Origin of the sequence: Pseudoalteromonas sp. UBA6610 (assembly GCF_002433295.1) — a bacterium.
Lineage (GTDB): Bacteria > Pseudomonadota > Gammaproteobacteria > Enterobacterales > Alteromonadaceae > Pseudoalteromonas > Pseudoalteromonas atlantica.
In genome coordinates, this window is sequence record NZ_DJHW01000143.1 from 1 (window position 1) to 14,130 (window position 14,130).

At 40.6% G+C, this 14,130-nt stretch carries 12 protein-coding genes; 2 read left to right on the forward strand and 10 right to left on the reverse strand.

All coding sequences use genetic code 11. The features are described 5' to 3' along the window. The 6 genes from B4F91_RS19340 to B4F91_RS19365 all read right to left on the reverse strand — a co-directional run. Positions 1–98: shikimate kinase (locus B4F91_RS19340; protein WP_288636218.1), on the reverse strand; the 98-nt coding region annotated here is incomplete at its 3' end. A 184-nt stretch (positions 99–282) separates the two neighbouring features. Further along, positions 283–2,373 carry a type IV pilus secretin PilQ gene (locus B4F91_RS19345; protein ID WP_286937169.1) on the reverse strand — a complete coding sequence of 697 codons (2,091 nt, stop codon included), beginning with the start codon at positions 2,371–2,373 and terminating at the stop codon, positions 283–285. Further along, positions 2,360–2,896 (reverse strand): pilus assembly protein PilP, encoded by a 537-nt coding sequence (locus B4F91_RS19350; protein WP_286937167.1) that lies wholly within the window; start codon positions 2,894–2,896, stop codon positions 2,360–2,362. Before B4F91_RS19350 ends, B4F91_RS19345 begins: the two co-directional genes overlap by 14 nt. Continuing rightward, on the reverse strand, positions 2,893–3,498 hold the full coding sequence (locus B4F91_RS19355; RefSeq protein WP_096041062.1) for a type 4a pilus biogenesis protein PilO: 606 nt from the start codon (positions 3,496–3,498) through the stop codon (positions 2,893–2,895). Before B4F91_RS19355 ends, B4F91_RS19350 begins: the two co-directional genes overlap by 4 nt. Next, positions 3,488–4,060 carry a PilN domain-containing protein gene (locus tag B4F91_RS19360; protein WP_286937165.1) on the reverse strand — a complete coding sequence of 191 codons (573 nt, stop codon included), beginning with the start codon at positions 4,058–4,060 and terminating at the stop codon, positions 3,488–3,490. The genes B4F91_RS19355 and B4F91_RS19360 overlap by 11 nt, the downstream gene beginning before the upstream one ends. Next, entirely contained in the window at positions 4,048–5,127 is a 1,080-nt protein-coding gene (locus B4F91_RS19365) for a pilus assembly protein PilM (RefSeq protein WP_286937163.1), read from the reverse strand. The genes B4F91_RS19360 and B4F91_RS19365 overlap by 13 nt, the downstream gene beginning before the upstream one ends. Positions 5,128–5,258: 131 nt before the next feature. On the opposite strand from B4F91_RS19365, the gene B4F91_RS19370 reads away from it, so the two are divergent. After that, positions 5,259–7,775, forward strand: a complete 2,517-nt coding sequence (locus B4F91_RS19370; protein ID WP_288636215.1) for a penicillin-binding protein 1A — start codon at positions 5,259–5,261, stop codon at positions 7,773–7,775. A 55-nt stretch (positions 7,776–7,830) separates the two neighbouring features. On the opposite strand, the gene metL is transcribed toward B4F91_RS19370, so the two are convergent. Both metL and metB read right to left on the reverse strand, forming a co-directional pair. Next, entirely contained in the window at positions 7,831–10,176 is a 2,346-nt protein-coding gene (gene metL, locus B4F91_RS19375) for a bifunctional aspartate kinase/homoserine dehydrogenase II (RefSeq protein WP_286937028.1), read from the reverse strand. Positions 10,177–10,182: 6 nt separating this feature from the next. After that, positions 10,183–11,430 (reverse strand): cystathionine gamma-synthase, encoded by a 1,248-nt coding sequence (gene metB / locus B4F91_RS19380; RefSeq protein WP_286937029.1) that lies wholly within the window; start codon positions 11,428–11,430, stop codon positions 10,183–10,185. 268 nt (positions 11,431–11,698) lie between these two features. On the opposite strand from metB, the gene metJ reads away from it, so the two are divergent. Then, on the forward strand, positions 11,699–12,019 hold the full coding sequence (metJ, locus tag B4F91_RS19385) for a met regulon transcriptional regulator MetJ (RefSeq protein ID WP_004589341.1): 321 nt from the start codon (positions 11,699–11,701) through the stop codon (positions 12,017–12,019). Positions 12,020–12,078: 59 nt separating this feature from the next. Here metJ and B4F91_RS19390 read toward each other — a convergent pair whose 3' ends face one another. Both B4F91_RS19390 and rpmE read right to left on the reverse strand, forming a co-directional pair. Next, on the reverse strand, positions 12,079–13,320 hold the full coding sequence (locus B4F91_RS19390) for a malic enzyme-like NAD(P)-binding protein (protein ID WP_029771819.1): 1,242 nt from the start codon (positions 13,318–13,320) through the stop codon (positions 12,079–12,081). Between the two features lie 520 nt (positions 13,321–13,840). Continuing rightward, the gene (gene rpmE, locus B4F91_RS19395) at positions 13,841–14,056 is read right to left on the reverse strand and encodes a 50S ribosomal protein L31 (protein WP_004589339.1); all 216 of its coding nucleotides are present in this window, start codon (positions 14,054–14,056) and stop codon (positions 13,841–13,843) included. Positions 14,057–14,130 lie beyond the last annotated feature (74 nt).

Below are 14,130 nucleotides of genomic sequence, written 5' to 3' on the forward strand. Positions count from 1 at the left end.
ACAAATTCAAGGTGTAATTGGTCAGCGATGTGACGACCAATCGTGCTTTTGCCAGCCCCCATGGGGCCAACTAGAAATATATTACGTTTCTCAGCCATATCTTTTAGTACAAACGAACTCTAAAATTTGAAATAAAACCCCGCCTAACGACCTGGCCCCAAAATTAAGGAGGGGATTATCTCAGTAATTGGCCGGGTATTTCAAGTCTATTACAATAAAAAGCCATATAACGAGCAATTATTATCAATAAACACTCGTTGACGAACATAAAACCACTAAATTTTAGTCTATTTGTATTTTCGGTGTCACGAAAATAAGTAATTCACGTTTCTCATTAAACTCGCTGGTGCTCTTAAATAAGCGTCCAACATATGGAATATCACCAAGTACAGGTACTTTATTTGTGGTATTAATTATTTGCTGCTGAAAAATACCACCCAGCACAACGGTTTGGCCGTTATCAACCAGCACTTGTGTTTCAATTTGTTGAGTGTCTATCGAAACCGCTTCACCTGTTCCGGTTTGAACCGTTTCGCCACGAGTATCTTGTGTAATAACTAAGTCTAAAATAACTTTGTTATCAGGCGTTATATGCGGTGTAACCTCAAGGCTCAATACCGCTTTTTTAAAGCTTACAGTAGTAGCACCACTTGAGGCTGATTCGGTATAGGGGATTTCAGTACCTTGCTCAATACGTGCTTTTTGCTGATTAGCTGCGGTAATGCGCGGGCTCGCAATAATCTCACCTTTATTTTCTTCTTCTAAAGCACTAAGCTCTAAATCAATTAAAGTGCCATTAGCCAACTTAGCTATGTGTAAACCAATACTTGCCGCAGGGTTAGTAATAGGTAGGTTTACATTAAGACGGTCTGATAAATCAGGAATAGTGCCATTTGAGATAGACTCAGCTCCTTCAAGCGAGCCAGATATACCATCACTATCTTGTTGATCACTAAATCCCCAACGCACGCCTAAATCTTCTGTGACGTTATCGCGCACTGTTACCATACGTGATTCAATAACAACCTGTTGCACTGGGATATCGAGTGTTTCAATCATACGACGAATGCTCTCAATGCTCTTCGCTGTATCTTTAATAAGTAATGTATTGGTACGCTGGTCAACCGATACACTGCCTCGGGCAGAAATGATGCTGTTAGTGTCGGTTTTCAGTAAATCCGCAAAATCTTCAGCCTTAGCGTAGTTTAAACGAATATACTCACTGTAAAGCGGCTCTAAATCCTCGACCTTTTGTTTTGCTAGTAAATCTTTAGCTTCACGTGCAGCGAGCTCTTCAGCTGGCGCAACCATCAATATAGAGCCATCCATGCGCTTATCAAGACCTTTAATACGCAGTACAACATCTAAAGCCTGATCCCATGGAACGCCATCTAAACGAAGTGTAATATTGCCGGTTACGGAGTCACTCGTTACTAAGTTAAACTCGTTATAACCCGCTATGATTTGCAGTACAGCTCTAACCGAAATATCTTGGAAGTTTAAGGTCATTGGACGACCTTGATATTCCTTGCCGCCATCTAAATAGGCATTTTGCGTTTCATCTTTTTCAATGGTTAACGTTAAAATGTTATCTATTTGCTGGTAGGTAAAGGTAAAAGCAGCATTAGGCTCAATAACTACACGGCTTAAGCTATCTTCTTTAAAGGTCTCAATGGTACTTACTACAGTACCAAAATCTAGCACATCTAATTCATACAGTAAGTCGTCTAAAATATCTGTGTGATGAAACTCTGCAATTATTTTTCCACCACTTTCATGTACTTCTATTGCAGCTTGCGTGTCTTGTAAAAATACTAAAACTTTTGCTTCACCTTTTTCACCACGGCGAAAATCAATAGATTGAATCCGATTAATATAAGCGCTTGAGGCATTATAACCATTGCTGCTTTCATCAGAAGCTTGTTCAGTAAGCGGGTTATCAGATACGCGCAACGACACTAAGTTATTATTAACTTGTGTTTCGTATATTTTTAAACGCTCTAAATTTACCGTAACTTTTAAGCCTTGCTCTGTCAGTACGCTGCTCACACTGTTAATACCTGCGTGATCGACCGGCACATTTTCAAGACCCTGTTCTAGTTCTGCACCATCAAATAACATTTCTATGCGTGCTGGTGTGTTGTGTACTTGAATTTTAGGTTGTTGTGTTAGCTCTTCGTCAAATACAAGTTGTAACTCTGTCTCGCCTTTTAGCAAGGGGTTATAACGTACATCATAAAGTAATGGCGCTGCACTGGCTGTTTTTACAACAAAAAGAGCCAATATGACAAATAACACCATTTGAAAACGATGATGCCAAAGTACATCCTTATACATGTGGGTTTTACCTTTTTTATTATTAATTTGCGCCATTATTTGCCGCCTCTAACATTTCCAATTTAGTCAGCCGCTCTTTCCAACAACCCGACCCATCAGGGATTAATTCAACTAGTTCTACATAATCACTACTTACAGACTTAACTTTACCGTCATACGTGCCTAAGTAATTATTTACAGTTACCCTATGCAACGTTTCATCCGCTGCGGTGATCAGTGCCCACATTTGACCGCTAGAGCCTAATGTACCTTTCATTGATAGGTTATCGAGCGGATACTTTTCTAGTGGCTCTCTCACTCTATCAGGGTCAGGGTGTAAACAATTTTTAATTTGCGTTAGTTTATTTTGAATAATTTCAGGCTGTGGAGCCACAAAAGGACTACGCAGCTGCGATGCATTATATTCAAAATGTTCAAACTGCGTTAATTCAGGTATTCCCTCAACTTTAGGCGTGGTGCTGGCCTTAACTTGGTCAATAAATTCTTTTTGCTCAGACGTATCGTCGTTACAACCTGCCAACAATAAAACAGACAATGAAAATAAAGGGACTAGTCTCACTTTTTAACCCCTTCTTCATAACGATACGTTTTTGCTACCACACTGAATGTTAGTTGCTTTTCACCAGATGATACAATCGAAAAGTCATGTAAACTTACAATTCGTGGTAATTGGGCTACTTTTCCTACAAATTCACCAAACTCATGGTAAGTACCTATTACTTCAATTTTTATAGGCAGCTCGGTATAAAACTCTTTTTCGATTTCAGGTAACCAGCCAATTTTCAAAAATGTTAAACCGCTAGTAGTACCTACATAAGATAAATCGTCTAACAGGCCAGGGGTTTCATTTGAGGTAGGTAATCGCTTTAGTAGTTGTGAAAACTTATCTTCCATCTCAACCATTTGCTGGCGATATATATCAAGCTTACTGGCTACAGCATATTTAGTTCTGTAGGTAGTACGCAGCTCGACTTCTTTTGCTACCGCGCTGTGATAGCTGTCTATTTCATCAGATACCAATAAGCTGTAACTAAAAAACAACACTAAACCGGCGACAAATAAGCAACAAATTGCTTTTACCGCAACCGGCCATTCACCAATGTTGTCGAGCTCAATTTCATTCCAATCTATTTCATTTAAGGCTTTTAAATCAAGGTTCATCACTTACCTCACCAATTTTATCAAATGGCTTTACATAAAACTCCATATTAAAATCACTGAGTAACCGTGATGTTTGAGCGCCTGCCACAATGCCCTGCATGATTGGCCTTTCTAATAGATAAGAGCCTTGTACCTGACGTAGCATAGTAGATAAACGATTGTTTGATTCACTGCGCCCTAACACATGTATTTGTGTACCACGCCGCTCAAGCTTAGTTAAATACACGCCTTGAGGAACAATTTTAGCTACTTCATCCATAATTTGAGTACCTAAATTACGGCTGCTTTGTAGCTCTTCAATCAACCGCATTCGTTGTTGTAAATTCTCTTTTCGCTTATCGAGATCTCTAATCTCACTAATTTTTTTATCAAGAGTACTGATTTCTGAGCTTAAATAATTATTTTTTAAGTTCTGCCCATCTTTTAAACCCGCGTAAAAAGAGCTAAGTAAGTACATACTTGCAAAACTACCTAGTACTACTGCTATTAATATAGTTATAAATTTCTTTTTTGATTCTTCTCGTTGTAGCTCTCGCCACGGCAATAGATTTATATGTGGCATGATGAAAAGCTCCTCAATGCCAAACCAGTAGCAATTGCAAACTGCGTTCTATTTCTTTGCATTACATTTCTGTCTACTTTTGGCGAAATTTCCATATTAGCGAACGGTTCAGCCACCACAGCATGAATACCGAGCTCTTCAATTAACAACCTATCTAAACCGTCTATCATTGATGTACCGCCGGTTAGCACTATATAATCTACTTGATCTTTACCTGTGGTTGTTAAAAACATTTGTACCGCACGGCGCACTTGTTGCAATAGTGATGTCTGAAACGGTGCCAGCACTTCAAAAGTATAATTAGCAGGTAAATCACCCGTTGTTTTGCCTATTTCGGCCTCATCAAAACTTTTATTATAATAAGATACAATACTATTAGTATATTGGTCGCCACCAAATACTTGGTCGCGGGTATAAATTGTTTCACCCGCTTGAACGACACTCACCAGCATTAAAACAGCGCCAATATCTACCACGGCAACACACTTATTAAAGGCATCACTTGGCAGTTGCTGATAATACACCTCCATCGCTCTACTTAACGCATAGCTTTCAACATCAACCACTTTAGCGGTTAAGTTTGCACCTTCAAGTGCGCCCACACGGGCCTCAACACTTTCTGTACGCGCAGCAGATAACAACACATTCATTTTACTCGGGTCGGCTTCGTTGGTAGAGAGCTTTTCAAAATCTAAACTCACTTCATCAAGGGGGTAAGGTATTAAGCTGTCAGCTTCTATTTCAATTTGCGACTCTAATTCAGCGTCACTTAATGAAACATCCATAAAAATAACTTTAGTGATAACGGTTTGTCCTGATACAGCCACTGCCGCTGATTTTAACGATTTTGGTAGTTTTCTTTTTAATTTTGTAATTATGTTACCAATTGCTTCGATATCCTGAATAGAGCGCTCGCTCATTGCACCTTTTGGCATAGGTTCAATTGCAAGTGCTTCTAGTCGAAATCCCGTTTCAATTTCACTTAAAAGCACTGCTTTGATAGAGTGCGATCCGATATCAATTCCGACCATCGCTGGTGATGGCTTTTGAAATAGTTGACTTAGCATGTTTGCAACTTGACCTTTGTTTTAATAATAAACAAGTTATAATTTTTATAGTAAAAAATATTATTCATTTTTTAATCAATATATACTAGCAGTCTAAACTCGCAATTGGGAGTCCATTTAGGGAAATATAAGTGATTTTATTAAAAAGAACATTACAATTTTTTATCATTTGCACGTTAATTGGTCTGATCACTTTAATCAGCCTTTATTATTACGTTAAACCTGATATCCCCAGTGTGCAAGTTTTAAAAGACGTGCAATTACAAACCCCTATGCAAGTCTTTACCAAAGATGGACTCTTAATTAATCAATTTGGTGAAAAACGCCGCATCCCTGTTACTATAGACGAAATACCTCAACCTTTAATTAATGCCTTCTTAGCCACAGAAGATAACCGTTTTTATGACCATATTGGTATAGACCCTATTGGTATTGTCCGCTCTGCTATTGTGTTAATTTCAACAGGTGAGAAAAAACAAGGCGCGAGCACCATTACTATGCAGCTTGCTCGTAACTTCTTTTTAACACGAGAAAAAGCGTATATTCGTAAAGTTAAAGAGATTTTTATAGCTCTACATATTGAAAGTGTATTAACAAAAGACGAAATTCTTGAGCTGTATCTTAATAAAATAGAACTAGGTAATCGTGCATTTGGTATTGGTGCTGCTGCTCAAGTTTACTATGGTAAAGAGCTAAAAGACCTCACTCTTGCACAAATGGCAATGATTGCCGGTTTACCTAAAGCCCCTTCGGCGCTTAACCCAATTCGTAACCCAATTAGGGCTAAAGCACGTCGTAATGTAGTGCTTGGTCGCTTGCTTACTGAAAACTATATTACGCAACAGCAATACAACGATGCGGCTAACCAGCCTATCACTGCTTATTTTCACGGTGCTGAGATAGATCTTTACGCCCCTTATATCTCTGAGATGGTTCGTGCTGAGATGGTTGAGCGCTACGGTGTAGAAAAAGCATATAACTCTGGCTTTAAAATATTTACCTCTGTGGAGTCTAAAGTTCAAAAGGCGGCGCAAACAGCTTTAGTTAATAATTTACATAACTATGATATGCGTCATGGCTTTCGTGGGCCTGTAGACGTGTTGTGGGATCCAGAAACACAGCCTGCCTTAAGTGAGCAGCAAATTATAGAAAAGCTAAAACCTGTTAAAGAAATAGCTGATTTGCATGCTGGCGTGGTGTTAAATGTGGCAGAGAAAACCGCTGACGTTATTTTAAAAAATGGCCAGCGCACCACACTTGATTGGGATAATTTAAAATGGGCGCGCAAATACATTACTCGCTACCGCCAAAGTTTTGCCCCTAAAGCCGCTACTGACATTCTTACCCCTGGCATGCAAATATGGCTGCGTAAAAATAACGACAACAGTTACCTACTAAGCCAAATACCAGAAGCTGCCAGTGCACTTGTTTCACTCGACCCACAAGATGGTCGTATTAAAGCTATAGTAGGTGGTTACAGTTTTGAGCAAAGCCAATACAACCGAGCGGTACAAGCTAAACGCCAAGTTGGCTCTAATATTAAACCCTTTATATATTCTGCTGCGCTCGAAAATGGCTATACATTGGCCTCTATTTTAAACGACGCGCCAATAAACCAGTGGGATAAAAGTTTAGGTGTAGCGTGGCGACCAAAAAACAGCCCAGCCGTTTATAATGGCCCTATACGTATTCGCCGTGCACTTGCACAATCTAAAAACGTTATTTCTGTGCGCTTACTTCGCGGTGTAGGGTTACAACGCACCGCCGATCACTTGCTTAAGTTTGGTTTTAAAGATGCTGATATTAACCGCAGTGAATCGTTAGCATTAGGCAGTGCATCAATCACGCCATTAGAGCTTGCTCGCGGCATGAGCGCATTTGCTAATGGCGGTCACTTAATTGAACCTTACTTTATATCTGAAATTCAAGATGCCTATGGCAATGTACTATTTAAAGCAAACCCGGCTCTTGCTTGCGATGAAGACGAGCTATTACCCGTCTCTAAAGCAGTGGATAGCTTTGCCAACAATAACCTAGATACCGACATAACAGATGATACAGCCACGCAACCACGTTGTGCACCACGTGTTATTTCAAAGCAAAATGCTTTTTTAATTGCTGAAGCAATGCACAGCGCAGTATGGGGTGGCGGTAGCTGGACCCATAAAACAGGCTGGAGCGGGACAGGTTGGCGTGCGCAAGCATTAGATAGACGCGATCTATCGGGTAAAACAGGCACAACCAATGACTCTGTTGATACTTGGTTTAGCGGCTTTAACCGCAATGTAGTAACGTCTGTATGGGTTGGTTTTGACAACCCAGGTAACTCGTTAGGACGCTCAACCTATAATAACAACCTAGATAGCAGTCAAATCTCTGGTGCTGAATCGGGCGCCAAAACGGCACAGCCTGCTTGGGTTGATTTTATGAAAGTGGCGCTTGAGGGCACACCAGAGGCGCCAATAGAGCCTCCTGAAGGACTAGTTTCAATTCGTATCGATTTAAAAACAGGTTTGTTAAGTCATAAAAACGACTACACCAGTCGCTTTGAGTATTTTGAAAAAGGCACTGCGCCTACAAAATATGTGCTGTCTCAGCCAACTGATATTTTTGAAGAAGATACAAAAACAGAAGAAGAGTTATTCTAAAAACAAAAACGGCAGCTTACACAAGCTGCCGTTTTACTATTAATATTTGCCTGCGCTATTTTAGGTTTTTAACTAACCAATATAAATCAGAGTGCACGCCCGCGGCGGTCACTTCTTTGCCCGCCCCTGGGCCTTGTATTACTAAGGCGTTTTCGTTGTACCACTGGCTATTAATAACAAAGATATTATCGCCAGGTGTTAAGTTAGCTAAGGCGTCCCCTTTAGGCGCGTAAGTTATACCTACCTTCGCCGATACTTTACCCTGCTCTAATGCCAATAAACCGGTATACCTAAGTACAGCATCTTGCGCATTTGCTGCATCGGCATGGTGTTTAATAAACGCATTTAGCTTATCTTTATCCGCTAAAAAGTCATCCCATGAACCTTGGGCTAACTCATCAGGCATTAATGCTTGTAAGCTTATATCATCTAAATCTAATTTAATGCCAAGCTCGCGCGCAAGTATCAGCAATTTACGTTGCATATCCCGGCCCGATAAATCCTCGCGAGGATCAGGCTCTGTAAAGCCCATTTTTTGCGCTTCAAGAACAAGGTCAGAAAATGCCACACTGCCATCGTACTTACTGCATAGCCACGAGAGTGTGCCCGAGAAAACACCTTCAATACGGGTGATTTTATCGCCACTATTTTGTAAATCGGCCAACGCAAAGTTAATCGGCAACCCTGCCCCTACACTGGTGTTGTAGCGCCAATGCAAATTACGCTCGTTAATACTTTGGCGCAGCGCGTTATACCAACTAGATGCAGCAGTGCCCGCGTACTTGTTAGCACTTATTAAATGGCAGTCTCGCTCTACAAAGTCGGTGTATAATTGGCTAAATTGCTCGCTTGCCGTTATATCAACAACAACTTTGTGCTCGTAATCAAGTTCGTTTAATGCACTTAATAAATCCGCTTGCTCATAAGCAACGGCATTATGCTGCCATTGTTTTTTCCACTGTCCGAGAGTAATACCCGAGGCATTAAATAGCATATGTTGCGAGCGAATTAAGCCAACTAGCTTAATACTATAATCGCCCGACAAACGCTTAAATTGAGCATCTAGCTGGCTTAAAAATTCATCGCCTACATTACCTAAGCCAGCCACAACCAGAGCAACTTCTTGGCCTTTATTAATTAATTTTTCGTGCAATAAACTAAGTACATCGCTTTCTATTAACTGATCCGTTAACAGCAATGTATAGCCTGTATCTTGATGAATAAAACGAGGGTGAATACTTTGCTGATTTAAAACCTCAGCCGCTAATGTACTTAGCGTATAAACATTTTGCGTAGGCGCAACCACCGCGCAGCCATTTAAATTAGACTCGCTTATATTTGCTCGCCCAGCGAAATAACTCACTACTTGATGCGTTGCACCCGCGGGCACAACTAAGTATGTATCGCCGTTGTGTATAAAATGATGAAGGCTGTGCTGAATAAGCTGGCTAACATGCGCCACTTCTCCCGCGTTAAGGCCTTCAACGAGCAGTAAATCAACGTTTTGTAATGTAGTAATAAAACGTTTTTGCTTAGCTTTGCCTTGTTTTACAATATCGGTAGGAGCAGTTTGCACATCAAAACTACTACGTACAGCCAGTTTAATATTACTGTTTTTTAAAGGCGAAAGCGTTTTAGCATGTAACACAGGGTTACCCAATCGAGCTAATAAGTTAGCTTGTTCACGGCACACCTTGTTGTACTTAATCGCCTTTTCAACTTTACGTGGGTCAGCACTAAAGACCCCTGGCGTATCAGTCCAAATACATACATTTTGAGCGTCGCAATAATTGGCTAATAAGGTGGCGCTGTAATCACTGCCATTGCGCCCAAGCGTAACTGTTTTACCATCAGCACTTGCTGCGATAAACCCTGTTACTACGTGAATCTTATTTGCATCAATGACTTGGCTGCATTGCTGTTTATTTTGCGCATGCAAAAGCTCCCCGCTTGTTACACTAAACAGCGCTCTAGCATCATGAGCACACGCTTGAATGTTTAATTGCGTTAAATAGGCTGCCAATAATCGCGCAGACCACAGCTCACCATGCGCCAGTAAGGCCGCCTCTTGCAACTGCTGCTTGCTGGCTTGCTCTGCTACATCACTTAGCTCTTGCGCTAGCACAGCTAAAGCAGTGTGTTTAGCATCGGCTTTTAATAACTCTTCAATTAATGCCGTTTGGTGATTACTCAATTGCAGCAAAATATCAGCAACGGCTTGCTTATCTTGTTGTTGATAACTTTGCCACAGCGAAACCAATGTATCGGTGGTTTTACCCGCAGCAGATACAACCACGCAATCGCCAGGCTGTGTGTGGCCAATAATTATTTTTGCCACACTTTGATAGCGCTCGCCCGAGCTTAAGCTCGAGCCGCCAAATTTATGTACACTTTTTACCATACTCAATCACCACAAAGCTGGATGAGCAGCCTGCTGCTTTACATCACCATTGGCATTGCCTGCAGCTTTACCAACACGCCCTACATTTTTATTTTGACCAGGTTTAACTAAGTTAAATACACGTTCAAAATCAGCCAGTAGGTCTTCTATATCTTCAATACCGACCGAAATACGAATTAGCGTATCGCCCACACCCGCCTCTAAACGTGCTTGAGCTTCCATACCTGCGTGAGTCATGGTCGCAGGATGACAAATTAAACTCTCAACTCCACCTAGCGATTCTGCTAAGCTAAATTCTTTAAGGCTTGTTAAAAACGCCGCAGCATCATTCACATCGCCTTTAATATCAAAACTAACCATACCACCAAACCCAAGCTGTTGGGCTTTAGCAAGCGCATGTTGAGGATGCGATTCAAGGCCTGGGTAGTAAACTTGGCTAACATACTCAGAGCTTTCTAGGTATTTAGCAATTGCCAGGGCATTTTCTTGGTGCTGTTTTAAACGCACATTTAAAGTACGTAAACCACGTAACGTTAAATAGCTATCAAATGGTGCGCCGGTAATACCAATGTTATTGGCCCACCAAGCAAGCTCATCACCAAGCTCTTGTGTTGCAGCAACAACTGCACCGCCTACAACATCAGAATGGCCGTTTATATATTTAGTGGTTGAGTGCACAACAATATCTACGCCAAACTTAATTGGGTTTTGTAATGCCGGTGATAAAAAGGTGTTATCGGCGGCCACTAATGCACCGCACTGTTTTGCTATATCCGTCACGGCTTTAATATCCGTTAGGCGCAGCACAGGGTTACTTGGTGTTTCTATCCAAATTAATTTAGGTTTAATGGTTAAAATTTGTTCTAGGCTTTCTGGTTTAGTTAAATCAAGTACTTTAAGTTTAAGCAAGCCGCGCTTTTCTAACGACGTAAATAAACGGTAGCTGCCGCCATAACAATCGTGAGGAATAACCAATGTATCATCGTTATTTAATAACTGTGTGGCTAAGTGCACTGCTGACATGCCCGTAGCAGTAATAATTCCGCGTGCGCCACCTTCAAGTTCTGCTAGAGTGTCAGCTAAAATATCGCGATTAGGATTACCACTGCGTCCATAGTCGTATGCGCGCTTAGTATCAAAATCGGCAAACGAATAAGTCGTCGATAAATAAATTGGCGGTACAACGGCGCCATGATGTTTATCGGCATCAACCCCATTTCGTACAGCAATGGTTGCTTTGTTTTTTTCGCTCATATTCGTCACCTGATTAATTTGGATGTTTAGACGTCTAAAAGAGTAAGTTATCCATTATAATAAGTCAAAGCATTTAAAGCTCTAGATGGCTAAAAATAACAGACGCGTAAAACTTCAAGAAAGCTGTATTTACTATTACAGCCAGCTTATTAAGATAGATTGCTATCTATTATTTGACTATCTTTTTTAAAACGATAGAATTTCACGCATATTTACACGCTTTTTACGCCGTGTGAGAAATTAATAATCTGAGGCAACGATACATCTTATGGCTAAATGGAATGGTGAGTATATTCACCCATACGCAGAACACGGGAAAAAATCAGAGCAAGTTAAAAAGATCACCGTTTCGATCCCGCTAAATGTATTAAAAGTATTAACTGATGAGCGTACACGTCGTCAAATAAACAACCTGCGTCATGCAACAAACAGCGAGTTACTATGCGAAGCGTTTTTGCATGCCTTTACAGGCCAGCCATTACCTAATGATGATGACCTACGTAAAGATAACGCAGAAAAAGTACCTGAAGAAGTTAAAAAAATAATGCAAGAAATGGGTTTAGAAGTGCCTATTTTAGACGAAGAATAAAACGTCTTTTTAAACAAAAAACCTCAGCATGCTGAGGTTTTTTGTTTAAGCGCTATAGATTACGCCATATAATTTTCCGGTAAGTCAATTTGTGCCACGCCCGATTCAACAGCAGCAATAGCAACCGCCTTGGCTATACGTGGTAATAAACGCGGGTCCATCGGTTTAGGAATAATGTAATCAGCACCAAATTCGAGCTTTTCTACACCCGCCGCTTTTAATACTTGCTCAGGCACTGGCTCTTTAGCAATACTACGAATAGCTTCAACAGCGGCTATTTTCATTTCATCGTTAATTGCGCTTGCACGTACATCAAGTGCACCACGGAAAATAAACGGGAAACATAAAACATTATTAACTTGGTTAGGGAAATCAGAACGCCCCGTTGCCATAATTAAGTCTTTACGTGCACTGTGCGCAAGCTCAGGTGCAATTTCAGGATCTGGGTTTGAACATGCAAACACCACTGGCTTATCGGCCATTAGTTTTAGATCTTCAGGTGCAAGTAAGTTAGGACCCGATACACCTACAAACACATCAGCATCAGCAATTACATCTTGTAGAGTACGCTTATCGGTATTGTTAGCAAAAAGCTGTTTGTATTCGTTTAAGTCATCGCGGCGAGTATGAATAACCCCTTTGCGGTCTAGCATATAAATATGTTCGCGCAGTGCACCACACTTAATTAACAGCTCCATACAAGCAACCGCTGCAGCGCCTGCACCTAAACATACAATAATGGCATCTTCTATTGATTTGCCCTGCACTTCTAAGGCGTTAAGCATGCCTGCCGCAGTTACAATCGCGGTACCGTGTTGGTCATCATGAAAAACCGGAATACTGCAACGCTCAATAAGTGCTTTTTCAATTTCAAAACACTCTGGCGCTTTAATATCTTCTAAGTTAATACCACCAAACGTGTCGGCAATATTAGCCACTGTATTTATAAAGTCTTCGGTGGTGCGATGCTTAACTTCAATATCAATAGAATCTAGGCCAGCAAAACGTTTAAATAAAAGCGCCTTACCTTCCATAACAGGCTTAGAGGCTAATGGCCCTAAATTACCCAAACCTAAAATTGCCGTACCATTACTGATCACCGCAACCATATTACCTTTACCGGTATATTTATATGCATTGGCTGGGTCTGCTGCAATTTCGCGCACAGGCTCTGCAACACCAGGGCTGTATGCTAATGCTAAATCTTGCACCGTTTCGGCTGGTTTTGTTAGCTCAATGCTGATTTTGCCTGGAACGGGGTGAGAGTGGTAGTGTAATGCTTGTTCACGAAAATCTGACATAACGCGATGGTATCCTGCAATTTAAGTTAAGTGAGAGGGAGTATGGGGCTAAGATACTCTTATTATTTTTAAATTCCAAGCAATATCAGGTCTATCCTGTTATATGCTATATCCGTTAATTTTAAGTGATTTATCAGCAACTTCGCTAAAAGTTATCAATATTAAACAAATAAAAATTCATTCAAAAAGTGCTTTTTGAGGTTCATTTTGCCCTGCCAATATTTTTCTAAAATAGCAGAATATTAAAATAGTAAAATGCACCAATATGGCGCGTTTATCACCGTTAAAAACAAATATCGCCACGATAAGCACTTTTAGCAGCTTGGTTAAAAATTAACGTATAAAAAATATAGAGAAGAATTGTGAGTTTGTCTGCAAAGGTTTATGCATATTCAGAATAAGAACAGGAAATAGTTATGCACACGTAGTACGGCAACAATCGGTAATTTTTTAGTAAAAATGATGAATTTTAGGCACAAAAAAAGCACCCGAAGGTGCTTTTTTTACTAAACAGCAATAATTACTTCTTGCTGCTAAGTGCACCGAAGCGCTTGTTGAAGCGATCAACACGGCCGCCAGTGTCTAAAATCTTTTGCTTACCAGTGTAAAACGGGTGACACGCAGAACATACGTCTAGGTGAATGTCTTTACAAAGAGTAGAACGAGTTTCGAATTTGTTTCCGCATGAACATGTTGCAGAAATTGCTTCGTACTTAGGGTGAATACCTTCTTTCATAGGAACCTCTAGTTAAGGCCGCATCGCTCTCCAAACCCGAAGTCTGGCACCATACGTCGTTAAAACAAATTTAT

Bases quoted from the DNA above. Each gene is read 5' to 3' on its own strand.
- B4F91_RS19345 (WP_286937169.1), bottom strand. From the start codon at position 2,373: ATGGCGCAAATTAATAATAAAAAAGGTAAAACCCACATGTATAAGGAT.
- B4F91_RS19355 (WP_096041062.1), bottom strand. From the start codon at position 3,498: ATGAACCTTGATTTAAAAGCCTTAAATGAAATAGATTGGAATGAAATT.
- B4F91_RS19360 (WP_286937165.1), bottom strand. From the start codon at position 4,060: ATGCCACATATAAATCTATTGCCGTGGCGAGAGCTACAACGAGAAGAA.
- B4F91_RS19365 (WP_286937163.1), bottom strand. From the start codon at position 5,127: ATGCTAAGTCAACTATTTCAAAAGCCATCACCAGCGATGGTCGGAATT.
- metL (WP_286937028.1), bottom strand. From the start codon at position 10,176: ATGGTAAAAAGTGTACATAAATTTGGCGGCTCGAGCTTAAGCTCGGGC.
- metB (WP_286937029.1), bottom strand. From the start codon at position 11,430: ATGAGCGAAAAAAACAAAGCAACCATTGCTGTACGAAATGGGGTTGAT.
- metJ (WP_004589341.1), top strand. From the start codon at position 11,699: ATGGCTAAATGGAATGGTGAGTATATTCACCCATACGCAGAACACGGG.
- B4F91_RS19390 (WP_029771819.1), bottom strand. From the start codon at position 13,320: ATGTCAGATTTTCGTGAACAAGCATTACACTACCACTCTCACCCCGTT.
- rpmE (WP_004589339.1), bottom strand. From the start codon at position 14,056: ATGAAAGAAGGTATTCACCCTAAGTACGAAGCAATTTCTGCAACATGT.